The organism is Vicinamibacteria bacterium (genome assembly GCA_035570235.1).
Classification (GTDB): domain Bacteria; phylum Acidobacteriota; class Vicinamibacteria; order Fen-336; family Fen-336; genus DATMML01.
The window spans coordinates 107,535-128,689 of sequence record DATMML010000043.1; the positions used below are offsets into that span (position 1 = coordinate 107,535).

The 21,155-nt window shown below is 66.3% G+C and carries 9 protein-coding genes; 7 read left to right on the plus strand and 2 right to left on the minus strand.

The window, feature by feature from the left end:
- Nucleotides 1-383: 383 nt before the first annotated feature.
- Nucleotides 384-2,450, plus strand: a complete 2,067-nt coding sequence (locus VN461_08515) for an ATP-binding protein (GenBank protein HXB54810.1) — start codon at nt 384-386, stop codon at nt 2,448-2,450.
- The gene (locus tag VN461_08520; protein HXB54811.1) at nt 2,447-4,045 is read left to right on the plus strand and encodes an ATP-binding protein; all 1,599 of its coding nucleotides are present in this window, start codon (nt 2,447-2,449) and stop codon (nt 4,043-4,045) included. Before VN461_08515 ends, VN461_08520 begins: the two co-directional genes overlap by 4 nt.
- A gap of 187 nt (nt 4,046-4,232) precedes the next feature.
- Here VN461_08520 and VN461_08525 read toward each other — a convergent pair whose 3' ends face one another.
- Nucleotides 4,233-4,388 (minus strand): lmo0937 family membrane protein, encoded by a 156-nt coding sequence (locus tag VN461_08525; GenBank protein ID HXB54812.1) that lies wholly within the window; start codon nt 4,386-4,388, stop codon nt 4,233-4,235.
- A 221-nt stretch (nt 4,389-4,609) separates the two neighbouring features.
- On the opposite strand from VN461_08525, the gene VN461_08530 reads away from it, so the two are divergent.
- The 3 genes from VN461_08530 (at nt 4,610) to VN461_08540 (ending at nt 8,730) form a co-directional block, all read left to right on the plus strand.
- Nucleotides 4,610-5,950, plus strand: coding sequence for a sigma-54 dependent transcriptional regulator (locus tag VN461_08530; protein HXB54813.1), 1,341 nt, complete (start codon nt 4,610-4,612; stop codon nt 5,948-5,950).
- A gap of 125 nt (nt 5,951-6,075) precedes the next feature.
- The gene (locus VN461_08535; protein HXB54814.1) at nt 6,076-6,720 is read left to right on the plus strand and encodes a BON domain-containing protein; all 645 of its coding nucleotides are present in this window, start codon (nt 6,076-6,078) and stop codon (nt 6,718-6,720) included.
- An 87-nt stretch (nt 6,721-6,807) separates the two neighbouring features.
- Nucleotides 6,808-8,730, plus strand: a complete 1,923-nt coding sequence (locus VN461_08540) for an SGNH/GDSL hydrolase family protein (protein HXB54815.1) — start codon at nt 6,808-6,810, stop codon at nt 8,728-8,730.
- Between the two features lie 1,087 nt (nt 8,731-9,817).
- On the opposite strand, the gene VN461_08545 is transcribed toward VN461_08540, so the two are convergent.
- On the minus strand, nt 9,818-10,264 hold the full coding sequence (locus VN461_08545; GenBank protein ID HXB54816.1) for an Hsp20/alpha crystallin family protein: 447 nt from the start codon (nt 10,262-10,264) through the stop codon (nt 9,818-9,820).
- 917 nt (nt 10,265-11,181) lie between these two features.
- Here VN461_08545 and VN461_08550 point away from each other — a divergent pair.
- Together VN461_08550 and VN461_08555 are read left to right on the plus strand one after the other, a co-directional pair.
- Nucleotides 11,182-19,449: a glucoamylase family protein gene (locus VN461_08550; protein ID HXB54817.1), complete on the plus strand. Its 8,268-nt coding sequence runs from the start codon at nt 11,182-11,184 to the stop codon at nt 19,447-19,449.
- 134 nt (nt 19,450-19,583) lie between these two features.
- A complete protein-coding gene (locus tag VN461_08555) occupies nt 19,584-21,014 on the plus strand; it encodes an amidohydrolase family protein (protein HXB54818.1) in 1,431 nt (476 codons plus the stop codon).
- Nucleotides 21,015-21,155 lie beyond the last annotated feature (141 nt).

Consider the following 21,155-nt stretch of genomic DNA (forward strand, 5'->3'; position numbering starts at 1 on the left):
ACAATCTACAAAATAGCTTCCGTCAAACAGCTCATTTCGGTCGCCTCACCCAGCATTCGGGGACGATCTCGCGCCCACAGGACCGGTCTAGCTCAATTCCTGGGCCCGAGCTGCGTCGGAAGGCGGCATGATGGTGTAGGCACGCGGGTTGCAGGGGTACGTCTCATCTGCTGCCCCCGTGTCGGCGACGGGGTGAAGCTTCTGGGGCAAAGCGCTCGGTGCCGCGAATCACCATCAAAGGTGAAAGTTGCCCGAACAGGAGCTGGGAAGGGCAGAGCGGTCCGGAAACTAACATGAGCGCAGATCAGTCTGTCTCCCCCGCTGTCCACGGTCAGAAGGGGCCCTTGGCTGCACATCAAGGGACGGAACCGATGGGAGGTGGATTGCCAGGGCGACTTGGGGGTTACGCGATCGGCCTGGGTGCTATCGTCTTTGCCGCCGCCATTGAGCTCGCCCTCGATCCCTTCATCGACACGAAGAGCCCTTTTCTGCTGTTCCTCGCCGCCGTGATGACTGCGGCCTGGTACGGTGGATTCAGACCAGCGCTGGCCACGATGCTGCTCGCGGCTCTGGCGAGTCTGATCTTGCCGCCCCCCTTCTCGTTGTCGCGCGGCTTTCCGGGGAACGCCATCAACCTCGCCCTCTTCCTGATCGAAGGCAGCCTCATCAGCGTCTTCGGCGCTCGGCTCCAAAGGGCCGGCGGCCTGTCCACGGAGCGGGCCCTCGGCCCACTGGGCAACGGCCAGAAATCCGACCGTAGGGCCAAGGAGCTTCAACCGGAGCTCGAGATCCTCAACCGGCTCGGCTTGACGCTGGCGGGCCAGCTCAACATGGAGAGGCTGGTCGAAGCCGTGACCGAGGCCGGTGTCGCAATCACGGGCGCCGCGTTTGGGGCCTTCTTGTACAGAGATGCGTCCGACGGTTGGACCCACTTTGTCTCGGGAGCTTCCCGGGATGCCTTCGTCGACTTTCCCTTGCCTCAAGATGCCGACGCCTTTGGTACACCCTTCCCACCCGAAGTCTCGCGGAGTGACGACCTCACGCGGGATCCCCGCTACGGCCAGAGCTTGCCATTCAAACGGATGCCGCCTGGCCAGTCGCCCGCACGCAGCTATCTTGCGGCACCCGTGCGCTCTGGCTCCGGCAGTTTGCTGGGCGGCCTCTTCTTCGGGCATCCCGATCCCGGAATGTTCCAGGAGCGTGACGAACGCCTGCTGGCCGGCCTCGCGGCCCACGCCGCCATCGCTGCGGATGGCGCGCACCTCTATCGGGAGGCGCAGGAAGCGCGCACGGCGGCCGAGGCAGCAAACCGGGTGAAGGACGAGTTCCTGGCCACCTTATCGCACGAGCTGCGGACGCCACTGACGGCGATCGTCGGGTGGGCGCACCTGCTCCAGCGCGGCAAACTCGCTCCCGCCGAGGTGGCGCAAGCCATAGATACCATCATCCGGAGCGCCACCGCGCAGAACCAGATCATCGATGAGCTCCTCGACGTTTCACGGATCGTCACCGGAAAGCTTCAGCTCGATCTCCGACCCGTGGAGATCGGGGCCGTCGTGAAGGCGGCGGTCGGGACGGTGACGCCCGCGGCCAACGCCAAGCTCATACGTCTCCAGCTCATCCAGGATCCCGCCGGGAGCTACGTCATGGGCGACCCTGAGCGCCTCCAGCAGGTGTTCTGGAACCTCCTCTCCAACGCCATCAAGTTCACTTCGAAGAATGGCCGGGTTCGTGTCAGCGTCGAGTCCGTCGGTTCCCAGGCCGAGATCGTCGTTGTCGACACCGGTCTGGGCATCGACGCTGACTTCCTCCCCCACCTCTTCACCCGCTTTAGTCAGCGAGATTCCTCGAGCACGAGGGCCAACCGCGGCCTGGGCCTGGGGCTCGCGATTGCGCGCCAACTCATTGAGCTGCACGGCGGCAGCATCCACGCGGAGAGTCCCGGGAGCGGCCACGGGTCCACCTTCACGGTGAAGCTCCCCCGATCCCCCCTCACCGCAGCGGCCTCCAGGGAGCGCACCTACTCGCAGGCGGACCGGATCGTAGGACTGGAGGACGCGCCGGACCTAACCGGGCTCCGGGTGCTGATCGTAGAGGACGACGACGATGCCCGCGCGCTCGTGGCAAAGGTGCTCGAAGGTCAGGGCGCCTGCGTAACGGCGGTCTCTTCCGCCCAGCAGGCGCTTGACAAGCTTGAAAAGGAGCCGATGGACGTGCTCCTCAGCGACATCGAGATGCCGGGCACCGACGGCTACCAGCTGATGCGCGAGCTGCGCCGGCGCCCATCCGAGCAGGGCGGCGCTGTTCCCGCGGGGGCCCTGACGGCCTATGCCCGAACCGAGGATCGCCTCCGTGCACTTCGCGCCGGCTTCCAATTACACTTGGCTAAGCCCGTGCAGCCTTCTGAGCTGGTCACCGTCGTGGCCAGCCTGGCGGCCCGCCACCTATGATGGGCGGGACGCCCGCGGAGGGAGCGCGGATTTCCGAGGACACGGTGCGTCTCCCAGAGAGCGACGACGAGCTTAGAGAGTTTCTCGATCAGGCTACGATCGGCTTGCGCTGGATGGGTCCGGAAGGCCGCATACTCTGGGCGAACCGGGCCGAGCTGAAGATGGTCGGGTGCTCCGAGCAGGACTACATTGACCACAACATCGTGGAGTTCTTCGTGGAGCCCGACGCTGCAGCGGACTTGCTCGCCCGGCTCGCGCGCAGGGAGAGGGTCGAAGGCTATCAAGCGCGCCTTCGGGCCAAGAACGGCTCCCCCAAGAGCGTCCTGATCGACGCAAGCGGCCTCTTCCGGGGCGGCCGGTTCGTCCACAGCCGCTGCGTCACCCGCGACATAACGCTCCTCTTGGAGAGGGAGGGGGCCGCGCGGCAGCGGGCAGAGGAGACGAGCCGCTTGAAGGACGAGTTTCTGGCCTTGCTCTCCCACGAGCTGCGGTCACCCCTGGGTACGATCCTCGTATGGCTCGGCCTGCTTCAGGAAGGTGCGTTGCATCCCGCCGAGAGAGAGCGCGCCCTCGGGGTCATCGAGCGCGGCGCGCGCTCCCTGGAGCGCATCATCGAAGACCTGCTCCACGCGTCGCGCATCGCCGCCGGCGGGCTCATGCTCACCCCGCAGCTCGTCGACCTCCGAGGGGTGGTCCGGGTGGCGGTGGACACCGCCTCTGCGGATGCGGCCCTCAAGGGCGTCGTACTCACGCGGTCTTCCGGGGAGATCCCCATCTGGGCAATGGGGGATCCGGGCCGGCTGCAGCAGGCCGTGTCCAATCTGCTATCAAATGCGATCAAGTTCACCCCAACCGGCGGCCGCGTCGAGGTCGGCCTGGACGCCATCGACGGGCAGGCCCGGCTCCGCGTCACCGACACCGGCGAGGGAATGAGTCCTGGGTTCTTGCCATTCGCCTTCGAGCGGTTCCGCCAACAGGACAGTTCGAGCACTCGCGCCCATCACGGCCTCGGCCTGGGTCTCTATGTGGTACGCCACGTCATCGGGCATCATGGTGGTTTGGTGAGCGCGGAGTCCCCCGGCCCGGGGCGGGGCAGCACGTTCACCGTGCTGTTTCCCCTGGCGACACACCAAGGGGGGGATGCGAGCCCGTCGAGCACGAGGGAACCGCCTCAGAGCGAGGCCAGCCTTCCTCCGGCCGGCCTGACGGTTGTGCTCGTCGACGACGATGAGGACGCCCGTGAAGCCCTGAGGCTGATCCTTCAGCAGAATGGCATGCTCGTCACGACCGCGGCTTCCGCGAGAGAGGCGCTCGAGCTTGTCGAACGCCTGCACCCCGACATTCTTCTGAGCGACATCGCGATGCCGGGAGAGGACGGCCTTTCTCTCATCCGCCGTGTGCGCATGCTGCCGGTCGACCGCGGCGGCCAGGTCCCCGCGGCCGCGTTGTCGGCGTACGCCGGGGCGGAAGACCATCGCAAGGCTCTCCAGGCCGGATTCCAGCGGCACATCCCAAAGCCGGTGGACCCTGTCCACCTGCTCGCCGTCATCGCCACCCTGGCCCGAAAGAGTGTGGGCGGCATTGAGGAAGGATAGGATCGCCACGCCCTGGTTGAAGACGTGGATAAGAGCTCACTTCCGACCGAGTTCCTCGGGCGCAAGCTCCAAATCAAGTGCGGCACGCTCCGTCGCCCGACGTCGACGAGCTCGCCTCGCGAGGCGACGTTTAAGGAAGGAGCCCGCGCCTAGCCTCCATCAGCCAGGCCCCGCTGCGGCGACGGGATCAGAAGACGGGCCGCCCCCGACCCTGGATCAGATTGATCAACAGCACAGCCACGGCCAGGAACAGCAGAACATGGATGAGGCCCCCCATCGTGTACGAGCTGACCATCCCCAGAAGCCACATCACGGCGAGAATCACGCAGATTGTCCAGAGCATAGCGCCTCCTCGGCGGAAGCCGCTTACGCGAGCCGGCATCTGTGCAGCAGCAAGCGCTGTGCCACTCAGCCAGCCAGGGTCTTTCGCGGATGGCTGCGGCTGGTCCGCCGTTTGTCATGCAGCCGTCGGCCTGCGATCGAGTCCCTCCCTGTACACTCTACAATCTGCTACCGAGTTGGCCCGTGGATGACGCTTCCCCTCTCCGTCCGCCATTAGACTCCATGGCGCCACCCTCTGCATTAATCGTCGACGACGACCCTGGGTTCCTGCAGGGATTGGCCGAACTCGTCAGGCGCGAGGGCTTCACGGTTGCCAGTGCCCACACCTTGAAGCAAGCCCGCGAGGCGATCGGGACGAATCCTCCCCACATCCTGCTCGTCGACCTTTATTTGCCTGATGGCAGCGGGCTCGATCTTCTGGATGGTCTCGAGCCCGCAACTGCGCCCGAGGTCGTTTTGATCACGGGGCACGCGAGCGTGGAGACCGCCGTGGAGGCCCTTCGCCGCGGCGTCGCTGACTACCTGACGAAGCCCGTCGACTTCGCCCGCGTCAAGATGGCCCTGGGCAACCTGACTCGCACCCTGGAGATGAAGGGCGAGATCGGAACGCTGAGGAGCGAGCTGCGTAAGCTGGGCCGATTCGGGCCGCTCATTGGTGCCTCCACTCCCATGCAGATCATCTACGACCTGATCGCCCGCGTGGCCCGGACCGACGCCAGTGTCCTGATCACGGGTGAGACCGGCACCGGCAAGGAGTTGGTAGCAGAGACCATCCACACCCTGAGCCGCCGGAGCAAGGAAGCGTTCCTTCCCTTGAACTGCGGCGCCGTATCCGCGACCCTGATCGAGAGCGAGCTGTTCGGGCACGAGCGCGGCAGCTTCACCGGCGCCGACCGGATGCATAAGGGGTACTTCGAGCGAGCCCACCGAGGGACCCTGTTTCTCGATGAGATCACGGAGATGCCCACCGATCTCCAGGTCAGACTGCTCCGGGCCCTGGAGGCGTCCGCGGTCACACGGGTAGGAGGAAGCGAGCAAGTCAAGGTTGACGTGCGCATCGTCGCCGCCACGAGCCGCCGGGTCGAGGAAGCGGTTGCGGCGGGCAAGCTGCGGGAGGACCTGTTCTACCGCTTGAACGTTTTCCTCATCCAGCTTCCGGCGCTGCGAGCCCGGGTTGACGATATTGAGCTGCTAGCCGAGCAATTTCTGAGCGAGCTGAACGCGGCCCAGGGGACGGCCAAGCGCCTCACGCGGGCATGCGTAGAGCGGCTCCGCCGGCACAGTTGGCCAGGCAACGTCCGTGAACTGAAGAACGTGATTCACCGCGCCTTCATCCTCGCCGAGGAGGACCTAGGCGTCGACTCTCTCTCCCTCGGGGTTACCGAGGAGACTGGCGCCTCGAGCCTGGTGATGCGGGTGGGGACCCCGATCGCGGAGATGGAGCGACGCCTCATCCTGACGACTATCGATCATTTCGAGGGCGATAAGAAGAAGGCTGCCGATGTCCTCAAGATAAGCCTGAAGACGCTCTACAACCGCCTTAACGAATACAAGACCGACTGACCGTTTTGTCGACGGCCCTTTGTAGATTCGTCTCTCCGGTGACTCCCTCCCGAAGCGGGCGCATTGCCGCAAACCGCTGGCTCATCAGGTTAGCCCTGGGTGATCGTGGCACAAGGGTTGCAGCAATGCCCATTGCGGCTTCGTTCCGCCGCAAAGGCCTCAACACCGATCGCCGGGAGGAGCAGATTGCTTCGCCCCGAGCGACGCGGTATCCGCAGAAGCAAACAAGAAAGCGTGAAGCCAACTCAATGAAGAAGATGTCACTCACCTTCGGATTGGTCGCTGCTCTCATGATCGTCGGCACCGTTGCCGCGCAAGCGGACACCAAGGACGCCTGGCTGAGCACCAAGGCGAAGATCGTTCTGCTCACGATGGACGGCCTCAGTACGACGGCCGTCAAGGTCGACACCGTCGGCGGCAACGTCACGATTCACGGCAAGGTCGGCTCGGCCTCCGACAAGGCAAGGGCCGAGGAGACCATCCGAAAGATGGATGGCGTAAAGGACGTCAAGAACCTGCTGCAGGTCGTAGCCCCCAGCCAGAAGAAGACGGTCGATGCCAAGGACTCTGACGTCAAGGACCGCGTCGAAGCGTCGCTGAAGGCCGCCAAGACCATGGACGACATCAAGGTGGCATCGGTGAACAACGGCGTCGTGCTTCTTTCCGGCAAAACCCAGTCGCTCGGCCAGAAGCTTCTCGCCATCGAGCGCGTCTACACCGTGAACGGCGTGAACCGGGTGGCGAGCGAGATCGAGACCGTCGAGAACTAGGGGGAGTAAAGACCCAACCGGGGCACCTCGCCCGCTGAGGTGTCCCTTCTTTGCTTGTGCCTAAGAGGGGCTCCGACGGGGTAACCCATGCCGGTTGAGGTCGAGCCCGGTTTCGAGCGGGCCGAGGGGCCCTCGGCTCCTCGCTGGGCGGGGTGGCTCCTGGCGCTTGGCCAGTGTCTGCTCGCGCTTTCCCTCATCCGGGATTGGCTCTATGTCGGCACCTATCGCCTGTACCTCGACAAGCGGCTGGAGCCCGGGACGTCCGTGCCCGCCCTCGCCCGGCAGCGGTTCGAGATCCGCGGCGGCCGAGTCGAGCCGCAGATCCTGTCCAGCGAGGACGAGCGTCTGGCCTTCCCCGTCGACTTTCCCTGGCCATCCCGGTTGCGTCTGCGAGCCGTCCCCAGCGTCCAAGCCACGGTCGAGATCGCCATCGTCGAACAAGGCATCCGGCGGACACTCTATCGTCGCACGCTATCCGAGGCGGCCGAGATCGCACAGCCCCTGCCGCCCACTACCGGTTTGCTTGAGCTAGCCAACCAAGGCGAGCTCCGGTTGTCGGACCCGAGGGTGGTGACGGAACCCGTTATGCCGCCGAGGCTCCTCGGCCTTCTGGCACTCGTCGTGCTCGCCGGTGTGAGAGCCGGAAGGCCCCCCCCCCACGCGCATACGCCGGCGCCCTGGGCCCGCTCCGCCCTGCTGGGCGGCCTCACCGCCGCCATCGCTGTCTCGCTCTGCCTCGGGGTCCTGGAAGTGGGCCTCCGGGCGACGGGCGACCACCTCCCCTCATGGGTCACCGCCCAACGCAGGAACCTGGGCGAGGTACACGCCGATCCCCGCTGGCAGGAGTCGGCGCGCTACGGCCCTCGTTTAGCTAGGTCGGTCCACACCTCCTGCGAGTGGCAGCACGGCGACATCGTGCGGATGGGGTTCTTGCCGCCCGGCCTCGCTCGTCATCCTGCCTACCGCTTCCCGTTCGTCACTGATGAGGAGGGCTTCCGTAACTCCGGAACGGAGCCCACGGCGCCCGTGGTCGCGGCGCTCGGAGACTCCTTCACCGACGCCATGACGCTTCCCGCCGAGCTCAACTGGCCGGCGAGGCTCGGCAGCCTCTTGGGAGTGAGCGTGCGCAACTACGGCACCGCGGGTTTTGGACCCGGGCAAGAGCTGCGCGTGCTGGAGGAGTATGCGCTGCCGCGCCGGCCTCGCTGGGTCGTGGTCGGGTTCTTCGCCGGCAATGACCTGCAGGACGCGGAGAGGTTCGAGAGCTTCGAGCGGGATGGTGGTCCCTTCCCTTCTCCTGCCCAGGGATGGAAGTTCAAAGAAGTGGTGGCGCGCTTCGACGAGCTCTACCTCATGAGTCTGTACGAGGGAGCAGCCGGTCTCCTCCGTGATCGGAACCGAGATCCCGCCGCCCCCGGGCGGCCTCAGGGCTTGGAGGACTACAGCGGGGAAGATCACACGGCCTCGGCGATCACTCAGCCTGGCTTCGACTGCGGTCTCTTTAGCCTACCCGTTGCCGGCCGCACCCTGCAGTTTGCGTTCCTTCCTCCCTACCTGAACTGCCTGAGGCTCTCCCGGGAAGAGCTCCAGGCGTCTCGTGGATGGGAGCTGACCCGCCGCTCTTTCCGAAAGATGGAGCGGCTCGTGCGCTCGCAGGGCGGCGAGCTCATCGTTCTGTTCATCCCGTCCAAGCCCCAGGTCTACTTGCCGCTACTGGAGGCGTCCTTTCCGCGGGCAGACCTACGCCGGGCCCTCCGGTATTGCCTTCGCGACCAACCTCAGCCGCCGGAGGTGGAGGTCATCATGCGCAATCGCTTGGCGCTCAACGACCTGATGCGCAGCTTTTGCGCGGAGGAAGGCATTACGTTCATCGACCTCACCGCGGAGCTGCAGTCGCGCTTGGGAACCGGCCACAACGTGTACTTTCCCGACGATTCGCACTGGAATGCGGCGGGCCACGAAACCGCCGCCGCCACGCTCGCCAAGCGGCTGAGGAGTGAGCGCTTGTAACACGCCCGGGTGCCAGCCGCGTAGAGTCGAGTCCCGGCAAACGAGCGGCGGCTAGGCTCAGCGCACTTGCCGGTCGGGCCGACCTTGGAGTCGCTTGCGGACGCGTCAGGGAACAAGACGCTTCCATCGAGTCAGCCCCTGCCATTTGGGCTCGTTTTCCTTGGGCCGGCGCGGCGGTGATTCCACAGCCGGCGCCGGCTCGTCGCGGCTCCGGCAGGGACACTGGGTGGCTTCGAGGCGGCTGGACTAGCGGTTTCCATCGGGGTCCCCCCGGGTGTTTCAGTCGGCCCGAAGTGGTGTGCGTCCCGGGATCAACTCGGGCGAGGCCCCTTTTTGGAGGGTCTGTGATGAGGGCCTAGAGCCTCAACGACCCGTCCAACTAGGCTGCTCAGTGTCTCAAGGAAGTCTCAGGGATGGCGGGACCAAAATGGCGGCCCCGAGGCCGGGGATCTTCGCGGAGCTGCTCGGTCACGCGTCGTCACGTTAGCCCCGCCCGGCTAAGAAATCTCTTACCTCCGACGCTCCTGGCCTTCGCCCCAGACCTGCCCACGTGACGCGTGAGTCCGAGCGGTGACGATGTCGAAGGGAAGGACGGGAAGAGCACCGGAGGCATGAAGCGAGGAATCGCCGGGTATCGGCGTCCGACCACGTCGTGGACGCCTGGAAAGGGCTCAAGGGCTCTACGCGCGCTGATCCCACTCTGCGGCGCGAAACGCCTTCACCTGCCCCGGCCGAATCGAGCGAAACCCGCGTGTGATCCAGGCGCCGCATTCCCAGGGGCAGGGGCCCATGAACGCCCCGATCCCTAGGAAGGATGCTACGCGTAGCCCGGCTGCGACCACGACGTTGCCGCACTTCTCGCAGGTCCAACGGCCGACTTCTTGAGCCGCCATACGCTAACACCTCATCCGGGCCATGGTCCGCCTTGCCCGTGTCATCCCACGCCGCCTTGCCGCTCTTTCTTGCCCCCTGGCCACGCAAAGCACTTGTGGCCAGCCGCCCCGTCCAGGGCGAGGTCTGTTGCGGGGCCAGGCCGAACTAAGGCCGGGGCGTGCCGGTTGTCACCGCCACGCCCCCAAGGCCGCTATCAGGCGGCCTTGATTTCGATTGTCGTCGGCGTCGCGGCTCGTGGCGTGGGGACCCTTACCTCCAGGATGCCGTTCGTATACTTCGCTTCCACTTGAGCAGCGTCGACACCCTCGGGGAGCGCGACGCTGCGCTGGAAGGAGCCGTACACCGCTTCGCGGACGAAGTAATCCTTGCCCGTGGTGTCGTGGTCAGCCTTGCGCGCGCCCTTAACGGTGAGCACGCTATCCATCAACGACACGCTGACCTCTTTCGGATCCACGCCCGGCAGGGCGAACTGGATAACGTACGTGCCGTCCTGGATCCACCCCTCTGTGGCAGGGAGCCAAGACTCAGCAGGCAGAAGAGCCTCATTTGCGGCGGCCTCGAAAACCCCCGGAAGCAGGCCCTCGACCGGGTGATGGAAATGCAACTGCCGACTAGGTGACCAATGCAACATCGTCTTCATGACTTTCGTCTCCCTCTTTAGTGTTTTGTACTAAGATTAATTTAGCTAAATAGACTTATATCATAGTAGTCAGCTAATAGCAAATCCCAAAGCGAGGAGGGGGGGGCCGGTGGCCCCGAGAGGTCTAGAACGAGAAGTCCCGTTGCACGGGCAAGTTGCAGAGATACTGTGGACCCCCTTTGTGCCTCGCCCCGGCGCGACTCCACCCGCTCACAAACCAGATGGGGGGACTTATGAGGTCGAGGTGGGCCAAAAGCGCACTGATCGCTCCGGTCGACCTTGGAGTCGCCTTGGGGGACGCGCGCGGAGCAAGACGCTTACAGAAACAAGCATCATCGAGTCAGCCCCTGTCCCTTTGGCCCCACTTCCCGGGGTAGGCGCGGCGGTGATGCTACTGCGGGTCCTCTCGTCTCGGCTCAGGCAGGAACATTGGGAGTGTGGACGCGGCTGGACCTGCGGTTCTACCGGGGGTCCGCCAAGTGTTCGGATAGGCCGTAAGTGGTACCCGAGTGCTACCCCGGATTCACGGCCCTGCCAGCAGTGTCTGTAAGACCACATGCTGCTCCAGGAGGGGAAGGCCCGGGCCCGCCCACGCCGTCTCCGCCCTCCCAACTGCCGGAGAAGAGGGCAGCGTCAACCCGAGAAGGAGTCCCCAGTGTGCAGCGGGCAGAACACTGGAAACGACGGCGACACGCTCCGGGAGACCGGTCATTCTCGGAGACTGGTCGGCTGGGATGACATCACCAAGCCCGACTACCCGGGCATCGCAGGCTTGTTTCCGGAGTAACACTGAAGGAGACTGGATCTTCCGGCGATTACCGCCTCCGTTCACCGCGCTCGCGGCCGGCGAGACTCAGCACAGGAGCACGAGTGGCGTGGAACGTCGGACACCGTGACGCGTGGCGGAGACGCAGGCATTGAAAGCACCGTTCCATCTGTTCGGAAAACGCGCTCCGCCGCCGGCGGAGAAGCCCCTGCGCGACGAGCTGCTGAGCATCGAACGTCTGGAAGAGAGGGCCAGGGCTCTCGCGGCCCGGTTCACCCTCGACCCCACCCCCCGGCGCGCGTCGCGCAACGTCCTGCCCCGCTTCGACGACAACGCCCGCGTCCTGCGCGAGGCCTACGTCACGATGGCGGACGACGTCCACCGGGGAGAGTTCGTCACCCCCGCTGCGGAATGGCTTCTCGACAACTTCCATCTCGTGGCGTCCGAGGTCTTGAACGTGCGCCGGAACCTTCCGCCCGGCTACTACCGCGAGCTACCCAAGCTCGCCTTGCGGGAGCTCGCGGGCGACGCCCGGGTCTACGCACTGGCGGTGGAGCTCATCCGCCACAGCGACAGTCGTCTGGACCGACAGCAGCTCGTGCGCTTCTTGAACAGCTACCAGGCCGTAGCCCCACTGACTATCGGCGAGCTGTGGGCCTGGCCGAGCATGCTGAAACTAGCCCTTATCGAGAACCTGCGGCGGCTCGCAGAGGAAACGCTCGAAGCCCGGGAGGCCGTCCGCGCCGCCAACGCCTACGTGGCCCGGATCGACGCCGCCGGCCAAGGGAAGCTTGCGCCGTTACCAAAGCCGTTCCACACCGCCTATGTCGTTCAGCTCCTGCAACGCCTGCGCGAGTACGGCCCCCGCCTTTCCACCGTCCGCGCGGCCGTTGACGCCCACCTTTCCGCCCAGCAGATGACCTCCGAGGACGCGATCCGGAGCGAGCATCAGCGCCAAGCCGCGGCCCAGGTCTCGGTGGCGAACGCCATCACGAGCCTTCGTCTCTGCTCCACCCTCGACTGGAGCCAGTATTTCGAGGCCGTCAGCCTGATCGAGCAAGTGCTGCAGCGCGACCCCGCCGGTGCGTATCCCGGCATGGACTTCCTGAGCCGCGACCGCTATCGCCAGGCCGTGGAGGAGCTGTCCGAGCCCACAGGAGAGGCACAGATGCGGGTGGCTCTGCGGGCGGTCGAGAGCGCTCGCCAGGCCGCGGAGAGCGGACAGGCAGCGGACATCGCCGCCCACGTCGGCCACCACCTCATCGGCAGGGGCCGGCGCGACCTCGAGCTGGACATCGCCTACCGTCCACGTTTCCGCCGCCGGGCGCGCCGTTTCCTCTTCGCGCAGGCGACCGCTGTCTACCTCGGGTTGATCGGTCTCGTGACGGCCCTCCTGCTGAGCCTCGGGATCAGCTACGTTCATGGACAGGGTGGATCGCCCTGGGTGTCGGCGGGCGCCGCGCTTCCTCTGTTACTGCTGGCCAGCGAGGTGGCCATCGCCTTCGTCCAGCGCTTAGCCGCTCGTTGGGCACCGCCGCGACGCCTTCCCCGCCTCGACTTCCCGGCCGGGATTCCCGAGAACGCGCAGACCATTGTGGTCGTGCCCACGCTCCTCACGAGCGTCCCCACGGTGACCGGGCTTATCGAGCACATCGAGGTGCTGGCACTCGGGAACCTCGACCCGCGCATCCATTTCGCACTCCTCAGCGACTTTGCTGACGCCCCCGCGCGCGAGATGCCGGAGGACGAAGCGATCCTCTCCGCGGCCCGGGCCGGGATCGACGGTCTGAATGCCCGGTTCGGCGAAGAGCGCAGCGGCCGCTTTTTCCTGTTTCATCGCGTGCGGCAGTGGAACCCGAAGGAGAGCGTGTGGATGGGCTGGGAGCGCAAGCGCGGGAAGCTCGAGGAGTTTAACGCCTTGCTGCGCGGGGCCACAGACACGAGCTTCTCTGTGCAGGTCGGTGACGTGGGGATCCTGCCCAGCGTCCGTTACTGCCTCACCCTCGACTCCGACACACGCCTACCGCGGGACGCCGCGAAGAAGCTGGTCGGCATCATCGCCCATCCCTTGAACCGTCCCCGCTTCGACGCCCGTCTCGGCCGCGTGACCGAGGGCTACGGGATTCTGCAGCCCCGGGTCAGCGTGACGATGGCGAGCGCTGCCGGGTCGCTCTTCGCCCGCCTCTACGCCGGCCACACCGGCGTCGACCCCTATACCACCGCGGTGTCGGACACCTACCAGGACCTCTTCGGCGAAGGGATCTTCACAGGCAAGGGGCTTTACGATGTAGACGCCTTTATGGCCGCCCTCGATGGGCGCGTGCCCGAGAACGCGCTTCTCTCCCACGACCTCTTCGAAGGGGTCTACGCCCGCACCGCGCTCGTCACTGACGTGGAGGTGGTCGACGACTACCCCGCGAGCGTCCTCGTGCATGCGCGGCGTCAGCACCGCTGGGTGCGTGGCGATTGGCAGATCCTCCGGTGGCTGTTCCCTTGGGTTCCAAGCCGCTCGGGCCTGACGCGCAACCGCCTCCCCCTCATTTCCCGGTGGAAGATCTTCGACAACCTGAGGCGCAGCCTCGTGGCTCCCGCGACCGTTGTCTTGCTCCTTATGGCCTGGGTGCTCCTGCCCGGAAGCCCGACGGTCTGGACGGCCGCCATCCTGGCCGCCATCGCTTTTCCAATTTATCCCCTGCTCCTGGAAATGGCCTCCGGCCCCCGGCTACAACAGCCCTGGCGCGTCTTCCTGCGCGCTCTTCTTGAAGACGGCAAGACCACCCTCGCCCAGATATCGCTGCAGGTGACGTTTCTAGCCAACCAGGCCTACGAGAGGGCCCACGCGATCGTCCTCACCCTCTTCCGTCTCGGGGCGACCCAGCGGCGGCTGCTGGAATGGGAGACCGCCGCCGCCAGCGCGGCCCGAGGGGACGGCTTGGCGAGGCGAACAAGCAGGGAGCAATTCCTGCTAGAGATGCTCGCGAGCCCAGTGGTCGCTCTCATCGGCTTCCTTCTGATCCGGGTGGTGCGCCCGGACGCGCTCCTGACCGCCATCCCGCTCCTAGCCTTGTGGGCGGCGGCGCCCCTGATCGCATATGCGCTAAGCCAGCCAGTCATCGCGAGACGAGTCGAGCCAGGAGAAGCGGACCGCGAGTTCCTCCGTCTCATCGCCCGCAACACGTGGCGATACTTCGAGGCGTTCATGGGCCCCGAGGACCACGCTCTGCCTCCGGACAACTTTCAGGAGATACCGGAACCCCGGACCGCCCATCGCACGTCGCCCACGAACATCGGCATGGGGCTGCTCGCGACCCTGGCCGCCCACGATCTCGGCTTCATCAGGACCGATGAGCTCGCCCTCAAGATCGAGGCCACGCTCACCACGATGGAAGGCCTCGAACGCTTCGAGGGTCACCTGCTCAACTGGTACGACACGCAGAGCCTGTCGCCCCTCCCGCCCCGCTACGTCTCCACCGTCGACAGTGGCAACCTTGCGGGGGCGCTCATCACCTTGGCGGAAGGGCTCCGCCAGGCGAGCCGGCAAACGCCGCCCGCTCCCGAAGCCGCTGCCCTTCCCTCAGCACACCTCCTCGACCTCGCGCGCCGGGCCGCTGCCTTCGCAGATGGCATGAGCTTTCGGTTTCTCTACGACCCGCAGCGCCGCATCCTCTCCATCGGCTATCGCCTTGCTGATGCCGAGGGGCCTGGCCGTCTGGACCCTTCCTACTACGACCTCCTGGCTTCGGAGGCGCGGGTGGCTAGCTTCATCGGCATCGCAAAGGGTGATCTCCCCGAGACGCATTGGTTCCACCTGGGACGGCTGGTCACAAGCGTGAACGGCACGCCCACTCTCCTTTCCTGGAGTGCCACCCTCTTCGAGTACTTGATGCCGGTCCTTTTCATGAAGAGCTTTCCGGGAACACTCCTCGACCAGACGTGCCGGATGGCCGTGCGGCGGCAGATCGCATATGCGACCGCTCGCGGGGTGCCCTGGGGGATCTCGGAGTCCGCCTACAACCTCGTGGACCGGTACGACAATTATCAGTACAAGGCATTCGGCGTACCGGGCCTCGGCCTAAAGCGGGGCCTGGGCGACGAGCTGGTGGTCGCTCCCTACGCCACTGGCCTCGCGGCCATGCTCGACCCGGCCGAGGCGGCCCGTAATCTACGGCGCCTGGCCAGGGAGGGGCTCGAAGGCAGCTACGGCTACTACGAGGCCATCGATTACACCCATGGCAAGACCGACGAGCCCGGGAGAGGATCGGGCCCCTCCCAGGGAGTAGTCGTGCGGGCCTTCATGGCCCATCACCAGGGGATGACTCTCGTGTCCCTGGCCAATGCCATCCTGGGCGACCCGATGGTCAAGCGCTTCCACGCCGACCCGCGCGTTCAGGCCACGGAGTTGCTGTTGCAGGAGCGGATCCCGCGCCAGGTAGCCGTGACCCAGCCGCGACCGGTCGAAGAGACGCGCGTTACCGGACCCCTGCCCGCGCTGGCCATTCGCCGCTTCCGCTCGCCACATACGCGTTTCCCGCATGCTCAGTTCCTCTCGAACGGGAATTACACCGCCGTCCTGACGAATGCGGGAGGGGGCGCCAGCTTCTGCCGGGGCCGCGCGGTCACCAGGCACCGAGAGGATTCCACCCGCGATCCCGGAAGCCACTTCCTCTACCTGCGCGACGTGCGGAGCGGCTCGGTGTGGTCGGCCGCCTTTCATCCCGTGGCGAAGGAGCCAGAGGACTACGTGGTCACGTTTCTTCCGGAGAAGGCGACCTTTCAGCGCCGTGACGACGACATCGCCACCCAGCTCGACGTCGCGGTCTCGACCGAAGACGACGTCGAGGTACGCCGTCTGGCGGTGACCAACCAAAGCGATCGCCCGCGCGAGATCGAGGTCACCAGTTACGCCGAGATCGTTCTCGCCCCGCCCGCTGATGATCTGGCCCACCCGGCGTTCGGCAAGCTGTTCGTCGAGACGGAATATCTTGCCCAGAGCGCCGCCCTTCTCTGCCATCGGCGGCCGCGCGCCCCCGATGAACCAGGCACTTGGGCGGTTCACGTGCTGAGCCTGGAAGGACGGACCCAGGGCCCCGTGGAATGGGAGACCGACCGCGCGCGCTTCCTAGGTCGTGGGCGCGGTCCCGAGGACCCCCAGGCCCTCGATGGACGCTCCCTCTCCGGCACGACCGGGATCGTGCTCGACCCTATCGTCAGCCTCCGGCAGCGCATTCGCCTCGCGCCAGGGGGCTTCATGCGGCTGTCCTTCGCGACGGGGATGGCGCCCTCCCGGGAGACGGCCTTGGCCCTCGCCCAGCGCTACCACGAGCCCAGCGCGGCGGCGCGCACCTTCGCCCTCGCCTTCGCGCATGCGCAGAGCGGCCTCCGACACCTTGGCATTTCGAGCGAAGAGGCCTTGCTCTTCGAGCGCCTGGCCTCGCGGGTCCTGTATGCCGACGGATCCCTCCGCGCGAGCCCAGAGCTTCTGGCCCGGAGCACCCTCGGCCAGGATGGTCTCTGGCCGCATGCCATTTCGGGCGATCTTCCCATCCTCCTGGTGCGGGTTGTCGAGGAGGACGACCTACCGCTGGTGCGCCAGGTTCTGCAGGCACAGGAGTACTGGCGGCTCAAGGGGTTGAGCGCCGACGTCGTGATCCTCAACGAGCACCCGGTCAGCTATCTGGACGAAATGCACGCCCAGCTCGCGGCTCTTCTCGACCATGGGCCTTGGAGAACGTGGAAGCACCGGCCCGGCGGGGCCTACCTCCTGCGCGGGGACCGCATGCCGGAGGCCGAGCGCATTCTCCTCGCCGGCGTGGCGCGCGCGGTTCTGAGCGGCGAGCGGGGTGAGCTACAGAACCAACTCGCTCGGCCCGATCCCGAATGGCCGGAGCCAGCGGAGTTCGTGCCCCCCCTTTTGCCGGCCTCGGACACTCCCTCGCCGGCGGAGATTGCCCTGCCCCCCCTCGCCTTGGCCAACGGTATGGGCGGCTTCGCCGACGACGGACGCGACTACGTGATCAGCCTCGAAACGGATCAGGAGACGCCCCTGCCTTGGGCCAACGTCATGGCCAACCCTGGGTTCGGGACCGTGGTCACGGCCTCCGGGTCGGCCTATACCTGGTCGGAGAACAGCCGCGAGAATCGCCTCACGCCCTTCGCGAACGACCCCGTGACGGACCCCACGTCCGAGGCGCTCTTTATACGCGATGATGAGACCGGAGAGGCGTGGTCACCCACACCGGGCCCGATGCCGCGTACGGGTGTGGACGGCCGCTTTCTGATCCGCCATTCCGCTGGGCTCACTCGTTTCGCCCAAGAAGGGCACGGGCTTCGGCAGGACCTCGAGGTGTTCGTAGACGCCAAGGATCCGGTGAAGTTCTCTCTGCTCACAATCACGAACGAAGGCGGAAGGGCGCGTCACGTGAGTGTCTTCGCCTACACCGAGTGGGTCCTGGGACCACCGCGAGCCGGTCAGAACACCCACGTCGTGACCGAGCTCGACAAGGAGATCAGGGTGATTCTGGCCCGGAACGCCTACAACCAGGAGTTCGCGGGGCGGGTGGCCTTCGCGCAGGCGAGCGAAACCCTAAGCTCGGCAACGGGGGACCGCATGTCCTTCCTGGGCCGCAACGGGTCCCTGGCGCGGCCGGCCGCTCTCCGCCGGGAGGCGCTGTCGGGCCGCTTCGGGGCGGGGCTCGATCCCTGCGCTGCGCTGCACATTTCCCTGGTGCTGGTCCCGGGCGAGACGCGCCGCGTCGCGTTCCTCTTGGGGCAGGGGAGGGATCTGGACCATGCCCGCGAGCTGGTTGCCCGGCATGGTGGCGTGGGGGCCGCGCAGGCCGCCCAGAAGGCCGCGCGTCAGAGCTGGGACGGCATTCTCGATACCGTCCGGGTCAGTACTCCCGACGACTCATTCGACCTCTTAATGAACCGCTGGTTGCTTTATCAGGACGTGAGCTGTCGGCTGTGGGCCCGGTCAGCTTACTATCAGCCCGGCGGCGCCTTCGGGTTCCGCGACCAGCTTCAGGACGTCATGGCCCTCTCGCTCGCCCGGCCAGATCTCTTTAGAGAACACCTGTTGCGAGCAGCAGGCCGGCAGTTCGTCGAAGGTGACGTCCAGCACTGGTGGCATGAGCCGAGCGGCCGCGGCACCCGCACTCGTTGCTCCGACGACCTGCTCTGGCTTCCTCACGCGGTTGCGCACTACGTCCGTACGACTGGCGACGCCGCCGTATTCGATGAGCCGGTCCCCTTCCTTGAGGCTCCACCGCTCGCCCCCGAAGCCCAGGACGCCTACGTTCAACCCCGCCTCTCGGTCGAGAAGGGGACGCTCTTCGAGCACTGCCTGCGCGCCATCGACCGGGGACTAACCACGGGCGCCCACGGCCTCCCCCTCATGGGGAGCGGTGACTGGAACGACGGCATGAACCGCGTAGGACGGGAGGGGCGCGGGGAGAGCACGTGGGTGGGCTTCTTCCTCCACGGCATCCTCCTCGAGTTCGGTCGGCTTTGCGAGGCCCGAGGAGACCAGCCGCGGGCCGAGCGCTACAGCGCCGAGGCCAGGCGCCTCGGGAGCATGCTCGAACAAACCTGGGACGGCGAGTGGTACCGGCGTGGTTACTACGACGACGGCACCCCCCTGGGCTCGGCGCAGAACGAGGAGTGCAAGATCGACGCGATCGTACAGTCCTGGGCGGCGCTTTCGGCGGCGGTCCCCGTGCGCTTCGCAGAGCGGGCCATGGACGCCGTCCGCACGCACCTGATTCGGCGCGGCCCGCAGGTGGTGCTGCTGCTCACCCCGCCCTTCGACCGCTCGCCGCAGGATCCGGGCTACATCAAGGGCTATCCACCCGGCGTGCGTGAGAACGGCGGCCAGTACACCCACGCCGCTCTCTGGGTCGTCATCGCCATGGCCCGGCTAGGCAGTGGGGACGAGGCGGTGGAACTCTTCCATATGCTCAATCCCATCAACCATACCAGGACCGCCGTCGACGTCGAGCGTTACCGGGCGGAGCCGTACGTCGTCGCCGGCGATGTTTATACCCACCCGGCTCACGCCGGCCGAGGGGGCTGGACGTGGTACACGGGCTCGGCGGGCTGGATGTACCGTGCGGGCCTCGAAAGCATCCTCGGGCTCCGGCGCCGTGGTTCGACCTTCGAAATGGACCCCTGCATTCCGTCCTCCTGGCCCGAATACGCGATCGTCTGGACGTTCGGCCGGACTCGCTACGAGATCACCGTTTCGAACCCGGAGCGCCAGTGCCGCGGGATCGCGGAGGCGAAACTCGACGGTGCTCCCGTCGACTCACGCGCCATTCCTCTCGTCGATGACGGCGGCACGCACCTAGTGCGGCTGGTGGTAGGAGGACTGAAGGAGCTCGGGCCGCCCGTTGGCAAGCAGGGCGCAATCACTCCCGCTTGACTCCCCAACGCCGCACTTTGTGACCCGCGGTCTTAAACCGGCGACACAAGGAGCCGCTACTCGGCAACCGGGGGCTGCCCCTCGTCGGGGCTCTCACCTCTGGCCCTAGGCTATCTGTGTTACCCTCGGCGCCCATGATCCGCCTACACGCCCTGGGCATCGCCTCTATTTGTGTCACCCTCGCGGCCTATGCGCGTGAGCAGACGCCATCCTACGACCTCGTGGTCGCCAACGGGCGCGTCTTGGATCCCGAGTCGGGACTCGACGCCGTACGCCACGTCGGGATCAGGAGGGGGAAGATCGAAGCCGTATCTGAGGCGCCGCTTGCGGGCGTTCGCGTGATAGATGCGTCCCATTGCGTCGTATCGCCGGGGTTCATCGACCTCCACGAGCACGGGCAGCAGGAGGAGTCGTATCGGCTGATGGTGCGCGACGGCGTCACATCGGCGTTCGAACTCGAGGTGGGCACACACGACGTGGCGGCCTGGTATGCCGCGCGCGAAGCCGGCCAGATCGTGAACTACGGCGTGTCGGTGGGGCACATCCCCGCCCGAATGAAGGTACTCGGGGACCCCGGTAAGGGGCTGCTGCCTGCCGGGATCGGTGGCAGCGGGACGGCCACCGACGAACAAATGGCGGCCATGGAGGCGATTCTGCGTGAGGGACTGGCCCAGGGGGCGCTCGCCATGGGATTCGGCAGCGCCTATACCCCGGGCGCGCCCATCTCGGAAATTGAACGCATGTTCCGGGTCGCGGCCGAGGGCGGCGTCTCGGCGCACATCCACATGCGCGGCGGGCTCAAAGGCCTGCAGGAGACCATTGCCGCGGCCGCCGCTGCGCACGCCCCCCTCCACATCGTGCACGTGAACTCGTCAGCGGGCGCCGAGATCGACGCGTTTCTAGCCGCGATCAAGGCCGCGCGTGAAGCCGGGCAGGACGTGACGACCGAGGCCTATCCTTATGGCGCGGGCATGACGGAGATCCAGTCGGCGCTGTTCGACGACTGGAAAACGTGGCCGGACGCACGTTTCGGATTGCACCAACTTGTGTCAACAGGCCAGCGCCTCACGCGCGCGACCTTCGGCGAGGCGCGCGCTGCCGGCGGAACGGTGATCATCCACGGGCGATCCGAAGAACAGACGCGTGCGGCCATCGTCAGCCCGCTCGCCATGATCGCCAGCGACGGATTCATCGAGAACGGCCGTGGGCACCCGCGCACGTCGGGCACGTTTGCCAAGGTGTTGGGCAAATATGTCCGGGAAGAGAGAGTGGTGCCGCTGATGGACGCCCTGCGCCGGATGACGCTCGATCCGGCCCGCCGCCTCGAGCGCCGAACGCCGGCGATGGTGAACAAGGGGCGCCTCAAGGTAGGCGCCGACGCCGACCTTACGATCTTCGATCCCGCAACAGTGATCGACCGGTCGACGTATGAAGACGCCACTATCCCATCGGCGGGCATCCCGTACGTGATCGTGGGCGGCCAGACCGTGGTCGACGACGGAAAGCTGACCGGGGCCAGGCCCGGCCGCGCGATTCGAGCGCCTCTCGGCCCGGGGCGGCCCTAGCCCCGCGCTCTAACCCGCGGATGGAGCCGACAGCCCCAAGATCTCTGCGACCCCAAGCTGTGAAGAGAGGCAGAGCCCGCGGACGACGCTCGGACGTCGACCCGGTCCAGGTCCATAGTGCGCCTCGTACGCGAGTTGTGC